Origin of the sequence: Pseudomonas citrullilanati (assembly GCF_030580855.1) — a bacterium.
Taxonomy (GTDB): domain Bacteria; phylum Pseudomonadota; class Gammaproteobacteria; order Pseudomonadales; family Pseudomonadaceae; genus Aquipseudomonas; species Aquipseudomonas citrulli.
This window is the reverse complement of sequence record NZ_JAUQOP010000019.1, coordinates 87,648-98,245: the sequence shown is the minus strand read 5'-3', so window position 1 is coordinate 98,245 and position 10,598 is coordinate 87,648. Positions and strand designations below refer to the sequence as shown.

8 protein-coding genes are annotated in these 10,598 nt (G+C 65.1%); 7 read left to right on the top strand and 1 reads right to left on the bottom strand.

Going from position 1 to position 10,598, the window contains the following annotated elements:
* The first annotated feature begins 150 nt into the window (after positions 1-150).
* The 7 genes from urtE to ureC all read left to right on the top strand — a co-directional run bounded on the left by urtE (position 151) and on the right by ureC (position 5,474).
* Positions 151-849 carry an urea ABC transporter ATP-binding subunit UrtE gene (gene urtE, locus Q6A48_RS14610; protein WP_304554820.1) on the top strand — a complete coding sequence of 233 codons (699 nt, stop codon included), beginning with the start codon at positions 151-153 and terminating at the stop codon, positions 847-849.
* A gap of 30 nt (positions 850-879) precedes the next feature.
* Positions 880-1,722 carry an urease accessory protein UreD gene (locus Q6A48_RS14605; protein WP_304554819.1) on the top strand — a complete coding sequence of 281 codons (843 nt, stop codon included), beginning with the start codon at positions 880-882 and terminating at the stop codon, positions 1,720-1,722.
* Between the two features lie 225 nt (positions 1,723-1,947).
* On the top strand, positions 1,948-2,250 hold the full coding sequence (gene ureA, locus Q6A48_RS14600) for an urease subunit gamma (protein WP_304554818.1): 303 nt from the start codon (positions 1,948-1,950) through the stop codon (positions 2,248-2,250).
* 9 nt (positions 2,251-2,259) lie between these two features.
* A complete protein-coding gene (locus Q6A48_RS14595; protein WP_304554817.1) occupies positions 2,260-2,793 on the top strand; it encodes a GNAT family N-acetyltransferase in 534 nt (177 codons plus the stop codon).
* 6 nt (positions 2,794-2,799) lie between these two features.
* Positions 2,800-3,333 carry a GNAT family N-acetyltransferase gene (locus Q6A48_RS14590; protein ID WP_304554816.1) on the top strand — a complete coding sequence of 178 codons (534 nt, stop codon included), beginning with the start codon at positions 2,800-2,802 and terminating at the stop codon, positions 3,331-3,333.
* Entirely contained in the window at positions 3,330-3,635 is a 306-nt protein-coding gene (locus tag Q6A48_RS14585) for an urease subunit beta (protein ID WP_304554815.1), read from the top strand. The genes Q6A48_RS14590 and Q6A48_RS14585 overlap by 4 nt, the downstream gene beginning before the upstream one ends.
* Before the next feature lie 138 nt (positions 3,636-3,773).
* On the top strand, positions 3,774-5,474 hold the full coding sequence (gene ureC / locus Q6A48_RS14580) for an urease subunit alpha (protein WP_304554814.1): 1,701 nt from the start codon (positions 3,774-3,776) through the stop codon (positions 5,472-5,474).
* A gap of 45 nt (positions 5,475-5,519) precedes the next feature.
* Here the strand turns inward: ureC and Q6A48_RS14575 are convergent, their stop codons facing one another.
* Positions 5,520-10,550 carry an NEL-type E3 ubiquitin ligase domain-containing protein gene (locus tag Q6A48_RS14575; RefSeq protein WP_304554813.1) on the bottom strand — a complete coding sequence of 1,677 codons (5,031 nt, stop codon included), beginning with the start codon at positions 10,548-10,550 and terminating at the stop codon, positions 5,520-5,522.
* Between the last annotated feature and the right edge of the window lie 48 nt (positions 10,551-10,598).

Below are 10,598 nucleotides of genomic sequence, written 5' to 3'. Positions count from 1 at the left end.
CGTTTGTGGCTGCGGGATTGTGGGAGAAATGCTTGATCGCGACGGCAGCACCTCGGTCCATCAGAAGGACCGCGTTATCGTTCGTCGCGAGCAAGCTTTGCTCCCACAGAAAGCTATCGCTCCGACAGCAGGCTTGAGGAGAATCTGGAAATGCTGCAAGTCGACAAGCTGCACCAGTACTACGGCGGTAGCCACATCCTGCGGGGCCTGTCGTTCGACGTGAAGGTCGGCGAAGTGACCTGCCTGCTGGGTCGCAACGGCGTGGGCAAGACCACCCTGCTCAAATGCCTGATGGGCCTGTTGCCGGCCAGGGAAGGCGCGGTGAACTGGGAAGGCCAGGCCATCACCGCCTTCAAGCCGCACCAGCGGGTCCACGCCGGCATCGCCTACGTGCCCCAGGGCCGGGAGATTTTCGGCCGGCTGACGGTGGAAGAAAACCTGCTGATGGGCCTGTCGCGCTTTCCCGGTTCGCAGGCCAAGGAAGTGCCGGCGTTCATCTACGAACTGTTCCCGGTGCTGCTGCAGATGAAGCACCGCCGTGGCGGCGACCTGTCCGGCGGCCAGCAACAGCAGCTCGCCATCGGCCGGGCCCTGGCCAGCCGTCCGCGGCTGCTGATCCTCGACGAACCCACCGAAGGCATCCAGCCCTCGGTGATCAAGGAGATCGGCCTGGTCATCAAGAAACTGGCCGCCCGCGGCGACATGGCGATCTTGCTGGTGGAGCAGTTCTACGACTTCGCCGCCGAGCTGGCCGATCAGTACCTGGTGATGTCCCGGGGCGAAATCGTGCAGCAGGGGCGCGGAGAAAACATGGAGGCCGAGGGTGTGCGCGGGCTGGTTACGATCTAGTCTGTAGCCTCCTGACAATCATCAGAAATCATGAACCTACCCCTGTCCGCGACAAACCTGTTCACCCCCCGTTGGCACGCCGAGCTGGACCTTGGCTATGCCCGTTTCGGCGACAGTACACGCCCGGTCCAACGCCGCCATGCAGGCCCGTTGCGGGTACAGAAGCACCTCTACGCCGAAGGCCCCGAGGTGTGCCAGCACATCATCGTCCATCCGCCGGGCGGGATTGCCGGCGGTGACCGCCTGGACATCCGCGCCCACGTCGGCACGGGCGCCTGGGTGCAACTGACCAGCCCCGGCGCGGCCAAGTGGTACCGCGCCGCCAGCCCGGCGTACCAGCACCTGGCCCTGAGTGTCGACGCCGGGGCGACGCTGGAATGGCTGCCCCAGGAAACCATCGTCTTCAGCGCGGCCCAGGCCGAGCTGCGCACCACCGTCGACCTGCACGGCGACGGGCGCCTGTTTTACTGGGACATGGTCGCCCTCGGCCGGCCGGCCAGTGGCGAGCGCTTCGACCTGGGGCATTTCCAGTCGCACCTGGACATTCGCCGCGACGGACAGTTGCTGTGGCACGAACGCCAGCGCATTGTGGGCGGCGATGGCTTGCTCGACTCCCCGATCGGGTTGGGCGGCGACCCGGTATTCGCCACCTTGCTGGTGACCGGCGAAATCGATGGCGCATTGCTGGAGCAGTGCCGATCCCTGGGCCATGACGTTCGTGGCGACCTGACCCAATTGCCCGGCCTGGTCGTGGCGCGGTGTCTGGCGAGCGAAGCGTTGCTGGCGCGGGGATGGTTGATCGAATTGTGGCGCTTGCTCAGGCCGGCGTTGCTGGGGCGCGAAGCCGTGCCCCCGAGAATCTGGAGTACCTGAATGGCTTTGCTGTGGGATCAACACTGTGCAAGCAATGACTGTCTGTGGGAGCAAAGCTTGCTCGCGATAAACGATAACGCGGTCCTTCTGATGGACCCAGGTGCTGTCGCGAGCAAGCTTTGCTCCCACAGGCTTTGCTCTCACAGGTGTTGTTCCCACAGGTGTTGTTCCCACAGGGGTACCTGTTTTGAGCCCTAATTTTCTATCTGCCCTTATGGATTGCACATGGACCTGACCCCACGCGAAAAAGACAAGTTGCTGATCTTCACCGCCGGCCTCGTCGCCGAGCGGCGGTTGGCCCGTGGTCTGAAGCTCAATTATCCGGAGGCCATGGCCTACATTTCCGCGGCCCTGCTCGAAGGCGCCCGTGACGGCCAGACCGTGGCCGAGCTGATGCACTACGGCACCACGTTGCTGAGCCGCGAACAGGTGATGGAAGGCATCGCGGAGATGATCCCGGAGATCCAGGTCGAGGCCACATTTCCCGACGGCACCAAACTGGTCACCGTCCACCAGCCCATCGCCTGAGGTCGCACCATGACTTGCCACGTTCGTGATGCCCAACCCGCCGACCTGCCGGCGATCCGCGCCATCTACAACGACGCTGTGCTCAACACCACCGCGATCTGGAACGACCGGACCGTCGACCTGGACAATCGCCAGGCATGGTTCGCCGCCCGGCAAGCCCAGGGCTACCCGGTGCTCGTCGCCGTCGATGGCGAGGCGAATGTGCTCGGCTACGCTTCGTTCGGCGACTGGCGGCCGTTCGACGGTTTCCGCCACACCGTGGAGCACTCGGTGTACGTGCGCAGCGACCAGCGCGGCCAGGGTATCGGCCCGTTGTTGATGGGTGCCCTGATCGAACGCGCGAAGGCCGGCGGCAAGCACATCATGGTCGCCGCCATCGAAAGCGGTAACGCCGCCTCGATCCGCCTGCATGAGCGGGCCGGTTTCGTCATCACCGGGCAAATGCCCCAGGTGGGCACCAAGTTCGGCCAGTGGCTGGACCTGACCTTCATGCAGTTGAACCTCAACCCCGGAGCCCCCGCGCCGGCTGCCAACCAGGAGTGAACCCCGATGAACGCCGCCCAGTTGCGTCGAGTCCACGCTGAAAGCTTTGCGCATTATCGCCAGGGCCTGATCGACCTGTTGCTCGACGCCGTCGGCCATGGCGCCAGCGTGGGGTTCATGGCCGACCTCGACGCCGCCCAGGCCCGCGCCTACTTCGATGAGGTCCAGGCCAGTCTCAACCAGGGCAGCCTGTTGCTGTGGGTGGTGGTCAAGGACGAGCAGGTGCAGGCCAGTGTCCAACTCGCGCTGTGCCAGAAACCCAACGGGCTCAACCGCGCCGAGGTGCAGAAGCTGCTGGTACGCGGCGAGGCCCGGCGTCGCGGCCTCGGCCAACAGTTGATGAATGCCCTGGAGCTCGGCGCGCGCCAGTACAAGCGTGGCCTGTTGTACCTCGACACCGCGGCGGGCTCCGACGCCGAAGCCTTCTACCGCGCCATGGGCTACACCCGCGTCGGCGAGCTGCCCGATTACTGCCAGAACCCGGACGGAGCCTATTCGCCGACCGCCATCTACTTCAAGACGTTGGGACAACCACAATGATTCCAGGCCAATACCAGGTCCAGCCCGGCGACATCGAACTCAACGTCGGCCGCCGCACGCTGACCCTGACTGTCGCCAACAGCGGCGACCGGCCGATCCAGGTCGGCTCGCACTACCATTTTTTCGAAACCAATGACGCCCTGGCCTTCGACCGCGCCGCCAGCCGCGGCATGCGCCTGAACATCCCGGCCGGCACTGCCGTGCGCTTCGAACCGGGACAGAGCCGGGAGGTGGAGCTGGTGGACCTGGCCGGACATCGCCGGGTGTTCGGGTTTGCCGGGCGGATCATGGGCGATCTGTAAGTCATTGGGTGTCTGCACTGGCCTCATCGCGAGCGAGCTCGCTCCCACATTTGTCCGCGTTCTCCTGTGGGAGCGAGCTTGCTCGCGATGTGAGCAGAGCGAACAGTTCCGAAATCAATTGAATCTCAAGGCAAGCACATGAAAATCTCCCGCCAAGCCTACGCCGACATGTTCGGCCCCACCGTCGGCGACAAGGTCCGCCTGGCCGACACCGAGCTGTGGATCGAAGTGGAAAAGGACTTCACCACCTACGGTGAAGAAGTGAAGTTCGGCGGCGGCAAGGTGATTCGCGATGGCATGGGCCAGGGCCAGTTGCTGGCTGCCGAGGTGGTCGACACGCTGATCACCAACGCGCTGATCATCGACCACTGGGGCATCGTCAAGGCCGATGTCGGCCTCAAGGACGGGCGCATCGCGGCCATCGGCAAGGCCGGCAACCCGGACATCCAGCCCGACGTGACCATCGCCATCGGCGCCAGCACCGAAGTGATCGCCGGCGAAGGCATGATTCTCACGGCCGGCGGCATCGACACCCACATCCACTTCATCTGCCCCCAGCAGATCGAAGAAGCGCTGATGAGCGGCGTCACCACCATGATCGGCGGCGGCACGGGCCCGGCCACCGGGACCAACGCCACCACGTGCACCTCCGGCCCGTGGCACCTGGCGCGCATGCTCCAGGCCGCCGATGCCTTTCCGATGAACATGGGTTTCACCGGCAAGGGCAACGCCAGCCTGCCCGAGCCACTGGTGGAACAGGTCAAGGCCGGGGCCATCGGCCTGAAGCTGCACGAGGACTGGGGCACCACGCCGGCGGCCATCGACAACTGCCTGGGCGTGGCCGACCAGTACGACGTGCAAGTGGCGATCCACACCGACACCCTCAACGAATCGGGCTTCGTCGAAACCACCCTGGCCGCGTTCAAGGGCCGCACCATCCACACCTACCACACCGAAGGTGCCGGGGGCGGTCACGCGCCGGACATCATCAAGGCCTGTGGCTTTGCCAATGTGTTGCCCAGTTCCACCAACCCGACCCGGCCCTTCACCCGCAACACCATCGACGAACACCTGGACATGCTGATGGTCTGCCATCACCTGGACCCGAGCATCGCCGAGGACGTGGCGTTCGCCGAAAGCCGCATCCGCCGCGAGACCATCGCCGCCGAAGACATCCTCCACGACCTCGGCGCGTTCTCGATGATCAGCTCCGACAGCCAGGCCATGGGCCGCGTCGGCGAAGTCATCACCCGCACCTGGCAGACCGCCGACAAGATGAAGAAGCAACGCGGCGCGCTGCCCGGCGATGGCGAAGGCAACGACAACTTCCGCATCAAGCGCTACATCGCCAAGTACACCATCAACCCGGCGATCACCCACGGCATCAGCCATGAAGTGGGCTCCATCGAAGTGGGCAAGTGGGCCGACCTGGTGCTGTGGCGCCCGGCGTTCTTCGGCGTCAAGCCGACGCTGATCCTCAAGGGCGGGGCGATCGCCGCCAGCCTGATGGGCGACGCCAATGCCTCGATCCCGACGCCGCAGCCGGTGCATTACCGGCCGATGTTCGCCAGCTTCGGCGGCTCGCGCCATGCCACCTGCCTGACCTTCATCAGCCAGGCCGCCGCCGAGGCGGGACTGCCGGAGCAGTTGGGCTTGAAGAAGCAGATCGCCGTGGTCAAGGGTTGCCGCGATGTGCGCAAGACCGACCTGATCCACAACGACTACTTGCCGCGTATCGACGTCGACCCGCAGACCTACCAGGTCAAGGCCGACGGAGTCTTGCTGTGGTGCGAACCGGCCGAGGTGTTGCCGATGGCGCAGCGGTACTTCCTGTTCTGAGGTGAAATGGCGAGGGTGCGTGCTCCCTCGCCATGGGCCCTGGCGCTACAGGTCGGTGCTGTTCGCCAACGCGTCCAGCTCGGTTCGCGTCAACGACTGGATCAGCTCGGCCTCCTGGATCTTATGGTGCAGGTCCAACGCCTCGGACTGACCGACATAATCGGCTTCTTTCAAGAGGCCACCCGCCCTCGCCTCGTCCAGCTTGATCTGCTCGGCAATGAGGCTGTCCGTCAACGCCTGGAAGGACGGCCCGTGTTGCTGCTTCAAATAGTCGACCCAGAAATCCCGGCCCACCAGGGCCTGGAACTGCTGGGGTGAATCGTCCAGCGCCAGGATTCGAGCGGCCGCGGCGTCCAGTTCGCTACGCGCAACCTCCCCCAAGAGGGCAAAGTCCGCGCCCGATGGCTGCCCGGGCAGCGCCAAGCGTTCCTTGAGGCCCATCCGGTAAGCCAGGCGCACCTCGACTTCTTCTATCAGCGCCAGGTTTTCGAGCTTCTCCTGGCTTGAGAGATCGAGGCGAGCATTGATGGCGTCACGACGCCGCTGGATATCCTGCAGGGCAATCCGTTCCACTTCGTCGAGACGGAACAGCCCCTTGGCCAAGTCGACGAGGGCTGCCGCTTCATCCCGGCCGGACGCCAGGGCCTTGGCGTCGTGGATCATCAAGCGGATTTCCAGGTAGCTGAACGACAACGCGGCGCGATCCTCACAGGCTGGCCGTCCGGCCCAGTCGAACAACTCGCGCCGCAAGTCGGTGGAGCGCGCCGCCGCTTCGAGCATTCGCCAGACCCGGGCCTGGAGGTCCGGATAATCTTTCCGACCCTGGTAGGATTCGGCCAACCGGCTCAACAGTTCAAAGAACTCCTCCGACCCGGCGTCACCCGACAGGCTTAGCCATACAGCGATTCTGTCCGTCAGCACCGGGCCGGACAGGCCCCGGGTCCAAAACTGCACATTCGCCCGGCCGACCGACGCGGCATACCCAAAGGCGTCGGGCAAGCGCTGGAGGGCCCAGTCGGGATGCAACAGCGAAAGGCTTGCCCAGTAGTCGCTCAAGCGCGCCTGGGTCCTTTCGCTCAGCGGGTTGCCCTGCAACAGCGTGCCACGGTTGATCAACGCCCTGGCGTAGGCCTGCCCGGCCAGCGGGTCCAGCAGCTCATCCGGCACCTCTGTCAGGCGGTTATCGCGCAAGTCGAGTTGCTGCAGTGGCTGGTCGCCCAGGCCGCGGGGCCAGGTGTCGATCCCGGTTCGCCTGAGCCCCAGATGACGCAGCTCGCGCAAGGCGCTGAAATCCGGCAGCAGCGCCAGGGGGTTGCGCTCCAGAAACAGGATCTCCAAGCGGGTGAGATCTTGCAGGATTCCGGCACCGCCAGGGGTCAGGGTGATCGAGTTCGTTCCAAGGTTGAGCCGGGTCAGGCCGGTCATCCCCCGCAGTGCTTCGGGCACCTCGGTCAGCCGGTTACCGGTGAGGTCCAGCCAGCGAACGGACGGGAACAGGGCGAGAAAATGTTCCAGGCGACTCAGTGACAACCCCATGCCAGAAAGTCCCAGCACGCCCACATGACTGAAGTCGGCCGTCAGGTCCGGCAGTGTCCCGACGTTCAACCAAGTCAGGTCAAGTTCATAGCCGACGCTCTCACCCCCCTCCGCCAACAGGAACCTGGACTGGCGCCTCCAGCATTCCACGATCTGTTCAGCGACGACTTGCCTGGCCGTCCTTGGCACGTCTTCGCTGAAAGGGGGCTCGACGTCGCGCCGTGCCGGGGTAGCGACCCAACGGTCCAGGTCCCGACGCAGCATCTTCAGTTCGACCTTGCGGCGCTTGAGTTCCATGACCGCACCATCGCCCAGCGATTCCAGCAGCGCCCGGACCTGCTCGGTGGAATACCCCGGGTACAAGTCCCGGACCCGGCTCTCCGGCGATGGCCCCAGCCCCAGGCGTTCGCGCAGGCCGCCCATCGGGTAGCCGACCTTGCCCGACGCCAGGCGCATCGGTGACTTGAAGGTAGGCTTGAGCGCGGGCATCTCCAGCCGCTTCGCCAGTGCATCGCGGTCCAGTGGGGTTGCCCCCATGGCGTCTTTCAACAAACCGGCGTGATGAATCGAAGGCCGGCCCATGGCCTGGCGTTCGGCATCCGGCAGGGCGTGTTGCAGGGCCTCGTAGATATCGCGCCAATGGCTTAATTCATTACCCTTGTCGTCGAAGGCCTTGTAGTGATCGTCGTCCCGTACCACGAGCTTGACCTGCCGCGCGTCCCGCGGCCCGATGCTGTCGATCAGCGCGCCCGACACCGTGCCCTCGCGCAACTCGATACGTACCGTGTCGCTCCAGCCGGGCAAGGTTTGCAACGTCGCCAGCACCAGCCGAGGGGTATCCGCCGTGGCCAGCATGGGTTGGTACATGCCCTCGTAGGCCCGGTTCAGGCGCACCCCGCGCTGGTAATGGCGCAGTTCCTCGGCGATGCGCAGCGGAATGGGTTTGGTCTGGTGGGCGTCGGCAAAATCCCACGCTTCCATGTGCTGGCGTTCGTCCGGGCTGGCCAGGCCCAGGACCTGCTCGATGGCCGCCGTCGGCACCGAGGGAAAACGCGACTTGAGCAGCGCGACGTAGGGGTCGGTCGGCACCTTGCGCCGGGCGTAGAAATCGTTGAGCACCTGCACCTTGTCATTCGCCAACGCCTTGGCGAGTTCGCCACGCAACTGCCGGACGCGGGCGGCCATGTTCGTCTTCGCGATCGGCGGCCTCGTGGCGGCCAACACATCGACGCCCACGGCATCCGCAGCCTCGATCAGTCGTTCCAGGACCGACGCCGCCTGCAGGTCGCCTTCGGCCATGACTATCTCGCGCACCACCAGCGTTCCCTCGGAGGGACGGACATAGGTCCACCGGTCCCGGCCGGCCCCGTCGACCACCCTCAACTTCAGCCCCCGCGGCCACGGCCCGTAGCGCGTGAGCAGATACAGTTGGCCCATCGGGTCGGCCTGCCCATGACGCAGGGGCTCGTCGCCCTGCAATTGGCTGATGAACCGTTCGATCTTCCGACACAGGCCAAAGCGTTCGAGGGTGTCCGCCAACAGCACCGGCACCGGCTCGCCCTCGACATGCACGCGCCGCAGCACCGCCTCGGGCGTGGCACTGGCGAGGCGGATCTGTTCCAGTTCAATGTCGCTGAAGTCCTGGACCATCGGGCCCAGGCGCCGCATCAACGTGGTCCCTTCCCAGCCCAGCGGGCGCTCCAGTTCATGGTGCCAGGCGCCGCTGCCGTTGTGGGTCAGCTCGGGTTGGTAAGCCTGCGGATTGGAAGGATGGCGAATGCGATAGCGCAGGGTCTGCGGCTCGTACTCCACCTGGTAATAGCGTTCGTCCAACGACAGGAGCTGGCGATCGTCGACCCGGTACAAGCCTTGGGCGTCCGGGGACGCGTCCACCGGCGGCTCGATCTCACTGCGGTAGGGGTCGAGGTCAGGCCGCCAGAGACGCGATTCGCCATTGGCCAGTTGCACCGCTTGCAGCCCGTCCACGGTGCTCGACCACTGGATATGCGGCAGCACCGCGGCACCGGTGGCAATGAAGGCGGTGTTGAGGGCGACACTGGAGAAATGCGCCCACATTTCGCGGATCTCGCCTTGCTCGAACGCTTCGATGCCTTCGAAGGCTTCATCGAGCATTTGCACGGCCCCCACTGTCAGCATCAGCGGCCCCAACCCCGGCACCACGAACGCCGCCAGGTTGAACACGTCGACCACCGCATTCAGGTAACTGTCCAGGCGCGCCAGGCGGGCCTTGCGGTCTTCGTCGCCGGTCGGCACCGCCACCGCACGTGCGTCGGCCAGAATCTTCTGGGTCTGCCGCAGGCGCAGCGAGTCCCATAAATCCCCGGTCATGGCGGACGTATCGATGGGCAGGTGGCGCAACGGCGGTTTGAGCGGGTAATCGACCTGCTCACCGGGCTGGGCCGCAGGTTGGTAGAGCTGCTGGAACTGGCGGAAAAATATCCCCTGTTGCCGCAGCGGCAAGAAGCGGCTGAAGAAGCGGCGGTAGGCGATGCGGTGCAGGCGTTGCCGTAGCTCGGCCATGAACTCGCCACTGGACGCATATTCCTTGAGCGGGTGCTCGGGATCGCCCGGCAGATAGGCCACGAGCCGAACCACCCGACGACTGCGCTCACGGTCGGGACCGATCAACACAGGGCCGACCAGTTCGATGCCGAAGACGTTCAGGGTGGTGAAGGTAACGGCTTGCCCATCCAGGGTGATCGCGCCAGCGCCATCCATGACCTGTTGCAGCATCCGCCAGGCGCTCGGGCTGATGTCGCCCTTGGCCAGGGCGACCTGGATGTCCAGCGCCATCGCCTTGCGGTGGTACTCGCGCAATTGACGCTCCAGTCGTCGGCGTGTGGCGTCCTTCGGCTGCACGATCGCGGCGACGTGTTCCTGGTATTGGCGCCCCAGGTCGAGTTGGCGGCACAACCGGGCAAAGGCTTCGGGCGCGATCGGCAACGCCCCGGCGCGAAAGGCCTCGGCGGACGGCATGACGTCCCCCTGGGCAACGGGGCGCACCCGGGTAATGAGGCTGCAGTCGTCGCAGGCGGGCTTGAGCGTTTCGTCGGGCTCGAAGTTGGCCAGCGCCGCCTCCAGCAGCGAAGTACCGCGGTATTCGTAGCGATCGAAACGAGCGCCCTCGTCATCCAGCACCAGCGCGCCAAACAGGTCATCACGGGTCTTGCGCACGTATTTGCGGACGAAGTAGACCTCGTTGACATTCAACGAGCGCTTGAAGGCCTGCTGGATCGCCTGGTCGAGCAGCGGTTCGGCAAAGGCCCGGATATCCTGGATTTCGCTCAACCGGTTGTCGATAGCGCTCAAGCGATCGCGGTAGCGGGAGTGGCTGTCTTTCAGGCTGGCCCGGGTTTCGAGGGACGCTTTGGCGTACCAGTCGGGCAGTTCCAGGGAATGCGCGTCCAGCTCCTGCTGGCGCTGCGCGGTGGCCTGGTGGTACCAGGCGGGAATGCGGCTTCTGAGCAGATCGAGATGCCCGCCACGGGCGTCGGCGAGAGGGGGGGTGGGGCCAGGCATGAAGGGTCATCCTTTGATGGAAAACCCGAGCCTAACCAGCACCCTCCC

Bases quoted from the DNA above. Each gene is read 5' to 3' on its own strand.
- Q6A48_RS14575 (WP_304554813.1), bottom strand. From the start codon at position 10,550: ATGCCTGGCCCCACCCCCCCTCTCGCCGACGCCCGTGGCGGGCATCTC.
- ureA (WP_304554818.1), top strand. From the start codon at position 1,948: ATGGACCTGACCCCACGCGAAAAAGACAAGTTGCTGATCTTCACCGCC.
- Q6A48_RS14595 (WP_304554817.1), top strand. From the start codon at position 2,260: ATGACTTGCCACGTTCGTGATGCCCAACCCGCCGACCTGCCGGCGATC.
- Q6A48_RS14590 (WP_304554816.1), top strand. From the start codon at position 2,800: ATGAACGCCGCCCAGTTGCGTCGAGTCCACGCTGAAAGCTTTGCGCAT.
- ureC (WP_304554814.1), top strand. From the start codon at position 3,774: ATGAAAATCTCCCGCCAAGCCTACGCCGACATGTTCGGCCCCACCGTC.
- Q6A48_RS14605 (WP_304554819.1), top strand. From the start codon at position 880: ATGAACCTACCCCTGTCCGCGACAAACCTGTTCACCCCCCGTTGGCAC.
- Q6A48_RS14585 (WP_304554815.1), top strand. From the start codon at position 3,330: ATGATTCCAGGCCAATACCAGGTCCAGCCCGGCGACATCGAACTCAAC.
- urtE (WP_304554820.1), top strand. From the start codon at position 151: ATGCTGCAAGTCGACAAGCTGCACCAGTACTACGGCGGTAGCCACATC.